Source organism: Streptomyces griseochromogenes, from assembly GCF_001542625.1.
GTDB classification, from domain to species: domain Bacteria; phylum Actinomycetota; class Actinomycetes; order Streptomycetales; family Streptomycetaceae; genus Streptomyces; species Streptomyces griseochromogenes.
This window is the reverse complement of the sequence record NZ_CP016279.1, coordinates 8,485,110-8,498,712: the sequence shown is the minus strand read 5'-3', so window position 1 is coordinate 8,498,712 and position 13,603 is coordinate 8,485,110. Positions and strand designations below refer to the sequence as shown.

Genomic DNA, 13,603 nt, shown 5'->3' with positions numbered 1-13,603 from the left:
GCCGCGACCGGGCGTTGAACGGCCGCAGCGAGGGAAGGACTGTGCCGTGCACGAGACCAGCGGTTCGACCGGACGTACCCCGGAGACGCATGTCATCGACTTCCGTGCCGCCGAGCATCTGCTCAACGCACGGGACCCGCGCGGCGCGGTGAAGCTGCTCGACGGAGTCATCGCCGCCCATCCCGAGAACACCGCGGCCCGACTGCTGCGTGCGCGCGCCTTCTTCGCCGCCGCTCAACTACGGCCCGCCGAACTGGAGTTCACGATCGTGCTGGAGCGCGAGCCGGACAACGCGTTCGCGCACTTCGCGCTCGCCCGTACCTATGAACGCCAGGGCCGATCCGACCAGGCCAAACGCCATTTCCGGCTGGCGGCCGCGCTCGACCCCAATCCGCAGTACCTGAAGGCGGCCCGCTTCGAGCACTGACCTGCGGGCGAGGGACGCGAGACCCGGTCAGGGATGGCGGTGCCGCGGCGGCCCCGGGCTGGGCGGACCGCCGTCCGGCGGCCGATACGGCGGTATGTCCGGGCCCGGCTGGTAGTGCGGACCCTGCCGGATGTGCCGGAGGATCATGGCCATGTCGATGGTGGCCACCAGCCACAGCACCCCGCAGGCGGCCGCCCAGCCGGGGCGTCCGGCCAGCGCGAACGCCGCCGTGCCGAAGATCGCCCAGACCAGCCCCCACACGCTCAGCCAGAACCGCGCCCGCAGCGCACTGCGCGCGGTCGCCGGTTCACTGCCCGTACGCATCGGATCACCACTCCTCCCTGCAACGTACTCTTCGTCGAAGGCGTGCACCAACGACGTTCGTGACAGAGGGGACGCACCGTGCCGCCGGATGCCGACGACCTGCCCGAGACACTCCTCGACCTGGCCGTCCCGCACGAGGGCAGCAACGAACTGGTCGCGCAGCGGCGCACGGTGACGGGTGACCCGGGCACGCCGGGACTCCTCGACGACCGCGTCGAGGAACTGCTCCGGGACCCGGACGAGACGGGCCGCACGTCCGACCGCTGCCAGCTGCCAGTTGTCGGCGTCCGCCCCGGCCGCGCTGCGGGACGCCTTCGCCGTGTACGTCTTCCTCGCCGCGCTTCCGCACAGGCTCGCCCACCACCGGGAGCGGGGCATCCCGCCCGAGATCTCCCGGCGCACCCTGGCCGACCTGGGCCGTCACCTGGCGGTGCACCGCAGACGGCACGGTCTGGCCGGGGTGCAGCCGCCGTCGGCTCGCCCACCACTTCCGCGGGGAGCTGTATTAGCTGGGCCGGATGCGGTTCGAGCGGGCGCGACTCGGGCGGCGCACCGCGCCGGTGCTCGCGGCGGCCGGCCTGGACGCGGCACCGGGGACGGCCTGCCTGAACCTCCACACCCCCGGCTTCCACGGTCCGCTCACGCCGTCCGCCCGCGACCGTTCCCCGGCGCGGCCCGGGAGTTCCTCACGGACGGTTTCCGCCGTGGCGGTGACGACCCCGACGCCGACCGGGACGGGGAAGAGGGCGGAACCGGTGGGGTGAAAGGCGATGAGTTCTCGGGGCGCGGCCGGTCTACCTCGGTGACAGCAACCGGGACCGCTTCCCCCAGGAGACCCCCATGTCCGAGACCACCGCTCCCGTCACTTCCACCTCCGCCGTTTCCGGGACCGCCCGTGGTCGGTTCGCCCGGATCGCCCTGCGTGCGGTGCAGGTGCTGCTCGCGCTCTTCTACGGGATCGCGAGCGCGCTGCCCAAGCTGATCGCGCACCCGTCGGCCGTCGAGTCCTTCGACAAGATCGGCTGGGGCGGTGTGGGCATGTACACCATCGGCGCGCTCGAACTGGCGGGCGCGGTCGCCCTGTTGGTGCCGGTGCTGCAGTCGGTGGCGGCGGTGGCGCTGAGCGCGCTCATGGTCGGCGCGTTCATCGTCCAGCTCACCGTCTTCGACGGTCAGTACGCGGCGACCCCGCTGATCCTGATCGTGCCGCTCGTCCTGATCGCCTGGGCCCGGCGCGGGAGCAACGCGGAACTGCTGCGGCTGCTGGGGGCGGGCCGACGGGCGTGACCCGTAAGGGACTTCGCCGATGACGTCGGCAGGGGCGCGGGGGCCCGGCCGACGTCACCGGTGTGCGGGACAGGGGGATGCGCGGGCGTGGAGAGGACGTGCGCGCGGGGCGGCTGTGGCCTATCGGCCCCGCGGCCGCCCGCCCGGCCCGCCGGGTCCTTGCGGCCCGCCGCCAGGCCCGCCAGGTCCGCCCATCAGCGGTCCGCCCGATCCGCGCAGTGCGCGCAGTCGCTCCAGCTCGCGGCGGTCCCGCTTGGTGGGGCGGCCGGTGCCGCGGTCGCGCAGGCCGGCGGGGGCGATGGCCTCGCGGGGCGGGGGAGGCGGGGAGTTGTCGACATAGCACTGGACGGCCACCGGAGCGCCGACCCGCTTGCGGATCAGGCGCTTGACGATCACGACCCGTTCCCGGCCCTCGTGCCGCAGCCGCACCTCGTCGCCGACGTGCACGGAGTAGGCGGGCTTCACACGCTCGCCGTTGACGTGGACGTGCCCGCCACGGCAGGCGGCCGCGCCCAGAGAACGGGTCTTGATCAGGCGGACGGCCCAGATCCAGCTGTCGATCCGTACGGTCTCGCCCCGGGCCGCTCCGGCGGCCTCGGCGGCGGCCACCGCGGCGGCGATCTCGGGATCGAGCGGCTGGGCGCCGGCGGTTCCGGAACCCCCGGCGTCCTGGGCGGGAGCCGTCCCGCCAGGCCCGCCGCTGTCACCGTGCACGTTCTCGTCCGCGTCCTCGGAAGCCATGTTCCCGACCTTAGCCCGCCGGGGCGGGAGACCCGGATCCGTTTTCCGGCGAGCGGACGGCGGCGGGCCCCTGGCCGACGGGGATCCGACCGGTCGGCCGGGCCGTCCGGGCCGCGGTGCGGGGCGGAGCCGGGTGGTGCGCGGCCGCCCGGGAGTCCCTCGTCCTCCTCGAGAACGACAAGGAGCTGCTGCCACTGTCCCGCGACCGGGTGCGCACGCTCGCTCTGATCGGCCCCCTCGCGGACGACGGGCTGAACCTGCTGGGCGAGTACAACGCCTTCCCCACCCTGCATCCGGTTCCCTCGATCCGCGAAGCGCTCCAGGAACTGGTGGGCGACGACGTACGGATCGTGCACGTCCGTGGCTGCGACATCACCGGGGACGACGCCTCCGGCCTGGCGGCGGCCCGTGCGGCGGCGCGGCAGGCGGACGCGGCGGTCGTGGTGGTCGGCGAACGGACCAGGGGCGGCTACTTCTCTCCCGACCGTACCGACGGCGAACTGAAGGACAGCGCCACGCTGGAGCTGACCGGCCTCCAGGAGAGGCTCCTGAAAGAGGTCCGCGCGACCGGTACGCCGACCGCCGCCGTGGTGGTCACCGGCAGAGCGCTGGCCCCGCGCTGGGCCGCCGCACACCTGCCCGCACTCCTGATCGCCTGGCTGCCCGGCGAGGCGGGGGGGTGCCCCTATGACTTTGGTCAAGGGGTGATCGGGGTTGGGGGTTGGTAGAAGGTGCCGTCGCGGAGCATGGCGAAGAGCACGTCGGCCCGACGTCTGGCGAGGCAGAGGAGGGCTTGGGTGTGGTGCTTTCCCTGGGCGATCTTCTTGTCGTAGTAGGTGCGGGAGGTCGGGTCGGCCAGGGCAGCGAAGGCGGAGAGGAAGAAAGCCCGCTTGAGCTGCTTGTTTCCCCGGCGGGAGGGCTGTTCGCCGCGGATCGAGGAGCCCGAGCTTCTCGTTGCCGGGGCGAGGCCGGCGTAGGCGGCCAAGTGGGCGGCGGACGGGAAGTTGGTGCCGTCGCCGACGTCGATGAGGATGCGGGCTCCGGTCCTGATGCCGATGCCGGGCATGGACATCAGGACCTGGGAAAGAGGGTGGGCCTCCAGGAGTTCCTCGATCCGGTGAGCGAGGAGTTTGCGCTGGTCGAGGACTGCTTGGAGCGAGTCGGCCAGGCTGGGGACGATCAGCGCGGCTGCGTCCGTGCCCGGGACGATGACCGTCTGTTCGTCGAGTGCGGTGAAGACCTCGTCGATCAGCCGTTCCGTCATCCTGGGAGCCTTGGGGCGGATCAGGGTGATCAGCCTTCGGCGTCCGGCCTTGCGGATCTGGGCTGGGGAGCCGAACTGGCTGAGCAGTTTCAGCACGGCGGGGTGCTGCATGCGCGGGCCCAGGACGCGTTCGAGGTGAGGGTGGACCTGGGTGAACAGGCCGCGGAGCCGGTTGGACAGTCGGGTGGCTTCGGCGGCGAGGTCGTCGTCGAAGCCGACGATCATCTCCAGCTCGGCGACGGTGGCGTCGTCCAGGTCGAGCGAGCGCAAGGTGTGCGGCATGGCGCGGGCTGCGTCCGCGATGATGAATGCGTCGCGGGCGTCGGTCTTGGCCTCGCCGGGGTAGAGGTCGGCTATCCGCCGCATCGTGAGGCCGGGCAGATAGGCGACCTGGCAGCCCATGTCGCGGGCGACGGCCAGCGGCAGGGCCCCGATCGTGGCCGGCTGGTCGACGACCACGAGGACGGTGCCGTGCTTGGCCTGCAGTTTCGCGAAGACCTCACGGAGTTTGGGCTCGCTGTTGGGCAGCCGCTTGTCGAAGGCTTTCTTGCCGGCCGGGGTGACGGCGGTGGCGTGGTGTTCGCCCTTGCCCACGTCCAGGCCGAGGTAGACGTCGATGTCGCGGGTGTCGATCACGTGCAGTGTCCTCCGGTCGTACTCGTCCGGCCCTGCCACGGCACTGATCGCCACATCCACATTACGAAGAGCCTCCCGACCTGGGGAAAGGCCGGTGGTCATGCCCCTAATCAGCGGTCTGTCAGTGCCTCCGGAGCTGGTGACACCACCCCCCAGGCCATGCACTCGACAAGGGGAGGCAGTCATGCCAACTCCGAAGGCCGGTAACCCCGTTGCGGGGCCACGAAGACGGTAATGGGGGGGCCGGGCGGTCGCCGAGGCGCTGTTCGGCGAGACCGAGCCGACCGGCCGCCTGCCCGTCACGTTCCCCCGCCACGTGGGTCAACTGCCGATGTCCTACGACCGCAAGCGTGCCAGGGCGGACGCGGACGACTACATCGACATGCCCTCCACGCCCTTGTACGAGTTCGGCGCGGGACGCGGCTACACGACCTTCCGCTACGACCGCGTCCGGCTGACCCGCGACTCCATCGGGATCGACGGCACCACCCGGGTCCTCGTCGACATCACCAACACAGGACGGCGGGCCGGGACCGAGGTGGTCCAGCTGTATGTCACCGACAACCAGGCGTCGGTGTCGCTGCCGTACATCCGGCTGCGCGGGGTACGAAAGGTTCGTGCGGAGCCCGGTGAACGGGTCACGGTCGGCTTCGGCATCACGGCGGGCCGGGATCTCACCCTGGTGGACGAACGACTGCGCACCGTCGTGGAGCCGGGAACCTTCGAGATCAAGATCGGGAGCTCCTCGGCGCGCATCCATCTCGGAGCGACCCTCACCGTCACCTGACGCGGGGACGCCGCGCCTGTGCGAAGGCCGCCGTCCCCGGGTCGCCGTGCCCCGGGCCGCCCGACCGCGCCGGGCATACCGTGGCGGTATGGACGACAGCAGCGCCCTCGCCCGGCTCGACCGGCGCGTCGCGGACTGCCGGGCCTGTCCCCGGCTGGTCGAATGGCGCGAGGAGGTGGCCCGGACCAAGCGGGCCGCGTTCGCCGACTGGACGTACTGGGGGCGGCCGGTGCCCGGCTTCGGGCCGGCCGACGCCCGCCTGGTGATCATCGGGCTGGCGCCCGCCGCGCACGGGGGCAACCGCACGGGCCGCATGTTCACCGGTGACCGCTCCGGAGACGTGCTCTACCAGGCGCTGTACGACGTGGGCCTGGCCTCGCAGCCCACCTCCGTCCGCGCCGACGACGGCCTGGAGCTGTACGGCGTCCGGGTCACCGCGCCCGTGCACTGCGCCCCGCCCGCCAACAGGCCCACCCCCGGCGAACGCGACACCTGCCGCCCCTGGCTGGTCCAGGAACTGAGGCTGCTGTGCCCGGCCCTCAGGGCCGCCGTCGTGCTCGGCGCCTTCGGCTGGCAGGCCGCACTGCCCGCGTTCGCGGAGGCGGGCTGGCCCGTGCCCCGGCCCCGCCCCGCCTTCGCCCACGGCACCCGCGTCACCCTGGGGGACCTGGACGTCTTCGGCTGCTTCCATGTCAGCCAGCGCAACACCTTCACCGGCCGGCTCACCCCCGGGATGCTGCGCGAGGTGCTGTGCGCGGCGGCCGACGCGGCCGGACTGCCCTAGCCGCCGTGACCCGGGACGTCGGCGGCCCGCGACCGCCACTCGTACCGCACGTCCGGCTCCCGCTCCTCGTTGGCGCTGCCGTCCGTGTACTCGACGGCGACGAACCCGTGCCGTTCGTAGAAGCGATGCGCGGGCGTGATGACCTGGAAGGTCCACAGGCCGAGCCCGTCCGGACAGCGCTCCTTGGCCAGGGCGACGAAGCGGTCGCCGATGCCGCGGCCGCGCCAGTCGGGGTCGAGGTACAGCTGGGACAGCATGTCCCCGTCGAGCACCATCATGCCCACGACGGCGCCGTCCGCCTCCGCGACCCAGGTCTCCTGCGACGGCACCACGACCTCCCGGAAGTAGTGGCGCACCTCGTCGTCGGAGTGCGCCCGGACCACCGTGGGCAACGCGGCGGTGTAGGAGCGCAGCCACACATCGGCGACGGCGGCGGAGTCCGGGTCGGCCGCCCGGCGCAGCACGGCCTCCGGCCGGGCACCCCCGCTCACGGGGCGTGCCTCCTCGGGCACGACGGCCGTGGCCGTGATCTCCACCAACTGCCCCGGGTACCCGAGACAGGCCACGCCGAGGAGGGTCGACGAGTGCGGCCCGGCACTGAGCCCCGACGCCTCGACCACCTCCCAGACGGCGGACAGCACCGAGGGCTCACCGCTCACGACGTACACGTCGGTCGACACGACATGCGCCAAGTCGCTGCCCACCGCGTGCAGTTGCTCCCGCAGATTGCCGATGACCCGCTCGGCCTGCCGCACGGGATCCCCGGCCCCGACCAACCGTCCCTTCTCGTCGAGCGGCACGCTCCCCGCGAGGAAGGCGAGCCTGGTACCCGCTTCGACGACGGAGGCGTGCGAGTAGGCGGGTGGGGGGAAGAGGGCGGGGGCGGTGACGCGCTGGATCACGGAAGCGGCTCCTACGACGCTCAGGGGCAACTTCCCGATGATCGGTTCCGGCGGCGACGACCGCATCCGAATTTCCACGACACCGTGACGTGCCCTCCGGCACCGGGCCGGTCCTGCGGGCCGATAATCCTTGGGATCGCGCCCGATGTCGCTGCTAACGTCCACCGCGTGGCGAAACTCAACCAGATCATCGCAGTCGAGAAGGGCGTCAAGTCCAAGGCGCAGCAGGACCTGACGGCCGCTCACCAGGGCCTGCAGAAGCCCGCTCTGCTGGCCGGTATCGCGCGGACGTACCAGCCGAAGGACGAGGAGGGCGAGCAGTTGCCGCCCGAGTCCACCCGGGTGCAGGTGAAGGCCGAGGACGCGCTGCGCGAGACCGCCGCGATCCTGACCCGGCTCTTCGACGTGACCGCCACCAAGGACTGGGCCAACTGTGCGGCCCGCGCCGATGTGCGGGTCGAGGGCCGGGTGCTCGTCGCCGACGTGCCGGTGTCGTACCTGCTGTTCCTGGAGAAGCAGCTCGCCGACCTCAACGGCCTGGTCCGCAGGCTGCCGGTCCTCGACGCCTCGGAGTCCTGGGTGCAGGACCCCTCCACCGACGCGTGGAAGACCGAGCCCGTGCGGACACTGCGCACCAAGAAGGTGCCGCGCAACCACGTCAAGGCCGAGGCCACGGAGAAGCATCCCGCGCAGGTCGAGGTCTACTACGAGGACGTGCCGGTCGGTTACTGGACCACCGTGAAGTTCTCCGGCGCCCTCCCGGCCCGCCGTGTCAACGAACTCCTCGACCGCGTGGAGAAGTTGCAGCACGCCGTGAAGTTCGCCCGTGAGGAGGCGAACGGCGTCGACGTCGTCGACCAGCGGGTCGGTGACGCCGTGTTCGGCTACCTCTTCGGCTGAGGCCGACTCCGATAAACTGAAGACTCCCCGGTCCTTCGCGGCCGGGGTGCGCGAGGAGCGCAAGCTGAAGCTGAGGCTTGTCGTGATGAGCGGTCCCCCGCCTGAAGGGCGGACCGCGTTCAATCTCAGACTCTCGCTCCAGACTCAGCATTCGCCGCCGATCGCCGGAACCACCGGGCCCGGACCCCGGTGCGCCGAGATGCTGGTTCAAGTCCAGTCCGCGCAGCTCGATGCGTGGTGGTCCAAAGGCAGGACGCGGCGCCGTGAGACTGATCCGGGCTCTTCAGCGGGCCGGCGTGCGCACATGGGCGGCATCACAGGGCCCGAGGGCAGGCTACGCCCTCGGGTCCGCTCCTTTTCCGGGCTCTTCCGCTGCCTTCCGGTCCCTTCTGGTCTCTCCCTCTGGTCGCCGAGGGAATTGCGTTCATAAAGAAACCGCCCTCCCCGGCACCTTTCACCTCCCCGAAACGTGATTGTCCCGTTTGCTCGGTGAACGCGATCTACCGTGGGCAGCACACCCCACCGCCCGGCCGCCGTCGTCCGAAGGCCCACCCCCGCCCTCGTATGAACAGGAGCCCCGTGTCGCGCCCCGCCGCCCCGTCACTGCCGCCCTGGCTCGCCCACGCCTTCCGCTCCCAGCGCGGGCCCGTCCCCTGGAGCGCGGTCACCCGGGGCGCGCTCGCCGCCGGGCCGCTGCTGCTCGCCGGTGTGCTCGGCGGCCGGGTCGCCGACGGCGTCCTCGCCGCCATCGCCGCGATGCTCGCCGGCATCAACGACCGGCCCGGCAGCCGTCGGGCCTCGGTCAGGCGGCTCGGCGTGCCCGCGCTGTCCGGAGCCCTCGGGCTGCTGGTGGGGACGTACGCCGGGCAGCAGCTGACCGCCGTGCCGCTGACCCTGCTGCTGACCGTGCTCGGGCTGATCGCCGGAGGCATCAGCGCCGTCGGGCCCGTCGCCTCCGCCGCAGGCACGCAACTGCTCGTCACCGCCGCCGTCGGTGCCGGGATGCCCGCGGCCGAGAGCGGCTGGCAGCGGGCTCTCGCCTTCCTCGCCGGGGCCGGCTGGCTGCTCGTGCTGCGGCTGGCGCTGCCCACGCCGGGTGCGATCGGCGGGGACTTCCGGTTCGACGGGGAGCGGGATGCGGTCGCCGACGTGTACGACGCCGTCGCCGCGCTGCTCGACGCCGTGGGCGGTGCGCACGCCACCGCCCGGCGGGCCGCGCTGACCGCCGCCCTCGACCACGCCCAGGACGCCCTCGCCGGACCGCGGCTGCGCCGCCACGCCAGCTCCGCCGCCGAGCGCAGGCTGCACGCCCAGTACGCCGCCGCGCTGCCCCTCGCCGAGGCCGCCACCGCCCTCGCCTGGGCGGGCGAGCCCGTCTCCGCGCGGGCGGCGGAAGGGCCCCGGCGGCTCGCGGCCGCGGTCCGGGGCAACACCGGCACCGGTCCGCTGCCCGCCCCCAGCAGGTCCGCGCCCGCCCTGCGCGCCCTGGACGACGCCCTGCTGCGTGCCGCGGAGACCTTCGACCGTGCCGAGGGCGGTGCCCGCCGGGTGTTCGCCCGGCGGCGGGATGCCCAGGACGTCGTGCGGGCCGAGGGTGGCGAACGCCGGGTGTTCTCCGGATGGCGGGATGCCGGGGGTGCCGTGCGGGCTGAGGGTGGCGAACGCCGACTGTTCGCCCGGCGGCGCGGTGCGAAGGGCGCCGTCCGGGCCGCGCTCGGCGCCGGCGGGCGCGAGTACGGGCTGCGTGTCGCCCTCTGCTTCGGGGCCAGCGCCGCCATCGCCCAGGCCCTGCACCACGCCCGCTGGTACGGGCAGCACCAGCACTGGTACTGGCTGCCCGCCACCGCCGTCTTCCTCGTCAAGCCCGACCTCGGGCCGCTCGCCTCCCGCGTGCTCGGCCGGGCCGCCGGGACCGTGCTCGGCGCCCTCGTGTTCGCGGGGTTCGCCGCGCTGCTGCCGCGCCCCGCGGGCCTGATCGTGCTGGTGGCGGTGTGCGGGGCCCTCGTCCCGGTCGCCACCCGGAACTTCGCCGCGCTGACCGCCGTCGTCACCGTCCTCGTCCTCGCCCTGGTCATGGTCGGCGGTGAGCCGCAGGCCTCCGCCGGCCGGATCGCGGAGACGCTGCTGGCCTGTGCGCTCGTGCTGATCGTCGGGCATCTGCCGATGCCGGGGGAGCGCGGCGGCGGGGTGCGGGCCCGGCTCGCCGCCGCCGGGAGCGCCGCGCACGCCTATCTCGTGCACGTCCTGAGCGAGTCCGGCGACCGCGCCGAACGGTGGGCGCTGCGCCGCGAGGCGTATCGCACCCTCGCCGAGGCCCGTACCACGATCGCGCTGGCCGCCGCCGAACTGCCCGCCCTCGCCCGGCACACCGAGGGCACGGACGCCGTCGCCGCCGTCCTCGAACGGCTCGTCGACACCACCACGGCCTGCGCCGTGCACCTCGACGACACCGGCCGCCTCACGCCACGGCACACCCGGCAACTGCGGCAGCTGCTCGACGAGTTGGAGCAGCGTCCGGAGTGGTCCGGACTGCCCGCCGCCGCATAGCGCCCGGATGCGCGGTTCGGCTCACCTCGCGGCACGGCACCGTCGTACGTTGGGCCCATGAGCGCCTCTCCCGCCGACCTCGTCATCACCGGCTGCACCGTCCTCGTGCACGACGAGGAGGAGCGGATCGCCTTCCGCGAGGACGCCGCGATCGTCGTACGCGACGGGGTGATCGAGGCCGTGACCGACGCGGCCGGCGCGGCGGACCTGGCGGCGGCGGAGCGGATCGAGGCGCGCGGGCAGGTCGCGCTGCCCGGACTCGTCAACTGCCACACGCACGCGCCGATGGTCGCCCTGCGCGGACTCGCCGAGGACCTGCCGATCGAGGAGTGGTTCAACGACGTCGTCTGGCCAGCCGAGTCCAACCTCACCGAGAAGGACGTGGAGCTCGGGGCCAGGCTCGCCTGCGCCGAGATGATCCGCGGCGGGATCACCTGCTTCGCCGACCACTACTTCCACATGGACGCGGTCGCCGACGTCGTCACCGAGTGCGGGATGCGCGCTCACCTCGGCGAAGCCTACTTCTCCTCCCAGGGCCCGCAAGGGCGGGAGAGGTCCCTGGAGTTCGCGCTGAACCACCGGGGCGCGGCCGGCGGGCGCATCACCACCGCCCTCGCCCCGCACGCCCCCTACACCGTCACCGACGCCGACCTCGCCGCCACCGCCGACCTCGCCCGCACCCACGGCCTGCCCGTCCACCTCCACGCCGCCGAGAACCGCGACCAGACCGACACCAGCCTCGCCCGGCACGGCGTCACGCCCGTCGAGGTCCTCGACCGCAGCGGACTCCTCGACACCGACCTGCTCATCGCCCACGGCACCGGCATCATCGAGCGCGACCTGCCGCTGCTCGCCCGCACGGGCGGCCGTACGGCGGTGGCGACCGCACCCCGCGTCTACCTCAAGTTCGCCTGGCCCGACACCACTCCGGTACGGTCCCTGCGCGCGATCGGCGTCCCCGTCGGACTCGCCACGGACGGCGCAGCCTCCACCAACACCCTCGACGTGTGGGAGTCGATGGCCCTGACCGCCCTGATCCAGAAGTCCGCCGAGGGCGACCCGCGTTGGCTGACCTCCCGTCAGGCCCTGCATCACGCCACGCTGCAGAGCGCCCGCGCGGTCGGCCTCGGCGAGAGCATCGGCAGCCTCGCCCCCGGCCGGCGCGCCGACATCGTCCTGGTCGACCTCAGCGGCCCGCACACCCAGCCGGTCCACGACCTCGCCGCCACCCTCGTGCACAGCGCCCGCTCCGCCGACGTCCGCACCACCGTCGTCGACGGCCGTGTCCTGATGCGCGACCGTGAACTGCTCACCCTCGATGTGCGGTCGACCGTAAGGGAGTTGGAACAGCGGCTGCCCGCCCTGGTGGACCGGAGCCACGGGCACCGCGTCCAGGATTACGACACCTGAGTCCACGTAGGCTGACCGCCATGGATCTCGCGGACGGCCTGCTCGACCACCCCTACGACGTCTACCGGCGCCTGCGCGACACCGCGCCCGTGCACCGCATCACCGGACCGGACGGCACCCCCGCCTGGCTCGTCACCCGGTACGAGGACGTCAAGGCAGCGCTCGCCGACCCACGGCTCTCGCTCGACAAACGGCACGCCACTCCGGGCACGTACAAGGGCTTCTCGCTGCCGCCCGCCCTCGACGTCAACCTGCTCAACATGGACCCGCCCGATCACACCCGCATCCGGCGCCTGGTCGGCCGGGCCTTCACCCCGCGCCGTGTCCAGCAGCTCCGCGCGCCGGTCCGGCGCACCGCCGACCAGCTCCTCGACGCCCTCGGCCCGCACGGCACCACCGACCTCGTCGCCTCGTACGCCGCCCCGCTGCCGATCACCGTCATCTGCGACCTGCTCGGCATCCCGGAGGGGGACCGGCTGGACTTCCGGCAGTGGACCGACGGCCTCACGGCTCCCGACCTGGCCCGCCCCCAGGCCGCCAAGGAGGCGATGGCGGCCATGCTCGGCTTCCTCACCCGGCTGCTGGAGACCAAGCGCCAGGCGCCCGCCGACGACCTCCTCTCCGACCTGATCGCCGTACGCGACGAGGGCGACCGGCTCGGCGAGGACGAGCTGATGTCCCTGGCCTTCCTCATCCTCTTCGCCGGGTACGAGAACACGGTCCAGCTCATCGGCAACGCCGTGCTCGCCCTCCTCCAGCACCCGGACCAGCTCGCTGCCCTGCGCGAGGACCCGGACCGACTCCCCGGCGCCGTCGAGGAGTTCGCCCGGTACGAGGGCCCCATGCTGCTCGCCATGCGCCGGTTCCCGGTCGAGGACGTGACGATCGCCGGGGTGACCGTCCCGGCGGGCGAGACGGTCTGGGTCTCGCTGTCCGCCGCCGACCGCGACCCCGCCCGCTTCCCCGACCCCGACCGCCTCGACCTCTCCCGTGACGCCTCGGGTCATCTCGCCCTCGGCCACGGCATCCACTACTGCCTGGGCGCACCCCTGGCCCGTATGGAGACCGAGATCGCCCTCGCGGCCCTGCTGGAGCGGTTCCCCGAACTGGCCCTCGCCGAGGACGAGGTGAACTGGCGCCCCTCGCTGCGCGCACGAGGGCTGAGGAAACTGCCCGTGCGGTACCGGTCGGCACAGGACGGCGACCGGCTCCGGAATCACGACGCCCACGACGACTGACACGCACGGTCCCGACCGCGTCGCCGAACGTGTCATTCGTGTCGCAAAGTGCACGGATCCTCACGGTCCGACGTGAACGAGTGTCAACAATGTCTCAGTCCCGTCACCGACCGAGCCGATTCCCTTCCCCGGGGCGTTAACTCCCACAGGTACGACGCTTTCCGGAGGTGCGAGATGGTGAACGGGCGGACCGTGCTCGAACGCTTTCCCGCCGGCGGCCCGCGAGGATCGTGGCCCGCCGAGGAGTTCGCGCACGCGCGGCGTCTCGAAGGCCTGCCCGCCGAGGTGGTCATGGACCTCGCGACGGACACGTTCCTGGTGATCGTGCGGGGCGGCGCCGGCGCGGAGTGAGACGG

At 72.9% G+C, this 13,603-nt stretch carries 14 protein-coding genes and 3 pseudogenes; 12 read left to right on the top strand and 5 right to left on the bottom strand.

Annotation, left to right across the window (positions count from 1 at the left end; all coding sequences use genetic code 11):
* Positions 1 to 46 precede the first annotated feature (46 nt).
* The gene (locus tag AVL59_RS36875) at positions 47 to 427 is read left to right on the top strand and encodes a tetratricopeptide repeat protein (RefSeq protein ID WP_067313377.1); all 381 of its coding nucleotides are present in this window, start codon (positions 47 to 49) and stop codon (positions 425 to 427) included.
* Positions 428 to 454: 27 nt separating this feature from the next.
* On the opposite strand, the gene AVL59_RS36870 is transcribed toward AVL59_RS36875, so the two are convergent.
* Positions 455 to 751 carry a DUF6343 family protein gene (locus AVL59_RS36870; RefSeq protein WP_067318179.1) on the bottom strand — a complete coding sequence of 99 codons (297 nt, stop codon included), beginning with the start codon at positions 749 to 751 and terminating at the stop codon, positions 455 to 457.
* A 178-nt stretch (positions 752 to 929) separates the two neighbouring features.
* On the opposite strand from AVL59_RS36870, the pseudogene AVL59_RS56195 reads away from it, so the two are divergent.
* Both AVL59_RS56195 and AVL59_RS36860 read left to right on the top strand, forming a co-directional pair.
* Positions 930 to 1,157, top strand: a pseudogene (locus AVL59_RS56195) (acyltransferase domain-containing protein); the annotation flags it as partial.
* 434 nt (positions 1,158 to 1,591) lie between these two features.
* Positions 1,592 to 2,038 (top strand): DoxX family protein, encoded by a 447-nt coding sequence (locus tag AVL59_RS36860; RefSeq protein ID WP_067313373.1) that lies wholly within the window; start codon positions 1,592 to 1,594, stop codon positions 2,036 to 2,038.
* A gap of 120 nt (positions 2,039 to 2,158) precedes the next feature.
* Here AVL59_RS36860 and AVL59_RS36855 read toward each other — a convergent pair whose 3' ends face one another.
* On the bottom strand, positions 2,159 to 2,779 hold the full coding sequence (locus AVL59_RS36855; RefSeq protein WP_067313372.1) for an RNA-binding S4 domain-containing protein: 621 nt from the start codon (positions 2,777 to 2,779) through the stop codon (positions 2,159 to 2,161).
* A gap of 116 nt (positions 2,780 to 2,895) precedes the next feature.
* Between AVL59_RS36855 and AVL59_RS36850 the strand changes: the two genes are divergently transcribed.
* Entirely contained in the window at positions 2,896 to 3,507 is a 612-nt protein-coding gene (locus AVL59_RS36850) for a glycoside hydrolase family 3 protein (RefSeq protein ID WP_067313370.1), read from the top strand.
* Here the strand turns inward: AVL59_RS36850 and AVL59_RS36845 are convergent.
* On the bottom strand, positions 3,477 to 4,679 hold the full coding sequence (locus AVL59_RS36845; RefSeq protein WP_443732255.1) for an IS110 family RNA-guided transposase: 1,203 nt from the start codon (positions 4,677 to 4,679) through the stop codon (positions 3,477 to 3,479). The genes AVL59_RS36850 and AVL59_RS36845 overlap by 31 nt on opposite strands.
* A gap of 250 nt (positions 4,680 to 4,929) precedes the next feature.
* Here AVL59_RS36845 and AVL59_RS55775 point away from each other — a divergent pair.
* The 3 genes and pseudogenes from AVL59_RS55775 to AVL59_RS36835 form a co-directional block, all read left to right on the top strand.
* Positions 4,930 to 5,094, top strand: a pseudogene (locus AVL59_RS55775) (glycoside hydrolase family 3 C-terminal domain-containing protein); the annotation flags it as partial.
* A 123-nt stretch (positions 5,095 to 5,217) separates the two neighbouring features.
* The gene (locus AVL59_RS55770) at positions 5,218 to 5,466 is read left to right on the top strand and encodes a fibronectin type III-like domain-contianing protein (RefSeq protein ID WP_257785141.1); all 249 of its coding nucleotides are present in this window, start codon (positions 5,218 to 5,220) and stop codon (positions 5,464 to 5,466) included.
* A gap of 88 nt (positions 5,467 to 5,554) precedes the next feature.
* The gene (locus AVL59_RS36835) at positions 5,555 to 6,250 is read left to right on the top strand and encodes a uracil-DNA glycosylase (protein WP_067313366.1); all 696 of its coding nucleotides are present in this window, start codon (positions 5,555 to 5,557) and stop codon (positions 6,248 to 6,250) included.
* On the opposite strand, the gene AVL59_RS55245 is transcribed toward AVL59_RS36835, so the two are convergent.
* A complete protein-coding gene (locus AVL59_RS55245; RefSeq protein WP_237281945.1) occupies positions 6,247 to 6,714 on the bottom strand; it encodes a GNAT family N-acetyltransferase in 468 nt (155 codons plus the stop codon). The two genes, AVL59_RS36835 and AVL59_RS55245, sit on opposite strands and share 4 nt — an antisense overlap.
* Positions 6,715 to 6,747: 33 nt before the next feature.
* Positions 6,748 to 7,152, bottom strand: a pseudogene (locus AVL59_RS55240) (RidA family protein); the annotation flags it as partial.
* A gap of 168 nt (positions 7,153 to 7,320) precedes the next feature.
* Here AVL59_RS55240 and AVL59_RS36825 point away from each other — a divergent pair.
* The 5 genes from AVL59_RS36825 (at position 7,321) to AVL59_RS53350 (ending at position 13,598) form a co-directional block, all read left to right on the top strand.
* The gene (locus AVL59_RS36825; protein WP_067313364.1) at positions 7,321 to 8,052 is read left to right on the top strand and encodes a DUF7873 family protein; all 732 of its coding nucleotides are present in this window, start codon (positions 7,321 to 7,323) and stop codon (positions 8,050 to 8,052) included.
* 564 nt (positions 8,053 to 8,616) lie between these two features.
* Entirely contained in the window at positions 8,617 to 10,599 is a 1,983-nt protein-coding gene (locus AVL59_RS36820; RefSeq protein WP_079147173.1) for an FUSC family protein, read from the top strand.
* 57 nt (positions 10,600 to 10,656) lie between these two features.
* On the top strand, positions 10,657 to 12,009 hold the full coding sequence (locus tag AVL59_RS36815) for an amidohydrolase (RefSeq protein ID WP_067313362.1): 1,353 nt from the start codon (positions 10,657 to 10,659) through the stop codon (positions 12,007 to 12,009).
* A gap of 20 nt (positions 12,010 to 12,029) precedes the next feature.
* Positions 12,030 to 13,247 carry a cytochrome P450 family protein gene (locus AVL59_RS36810; protein ID WP_067313360.1) on the top strand — a complete coding sequence of 406 codons (1,218 nt, stop codon included), beginning with the start codon at positions 12,030 to 12,032 and terminating at the stop codon, positions 13,245 to 13,247.
* Between the two features lie 174 nt (positions 13,248 to 13,421).
* Positions 13,422 to 13,598: a hypothetical protein gene (locus AVL59_RS53350; protein ID WP_099053180.1), complete on the top strand. Its 177-nt coding sequence runs from the start codon at positions 13,422 to 13,424 to the stop codon at positions 13,596 to 13,598.
* The last annotated feature ends 5 nt before the right edge of the window (positions 13,599 to 13,603 follow it).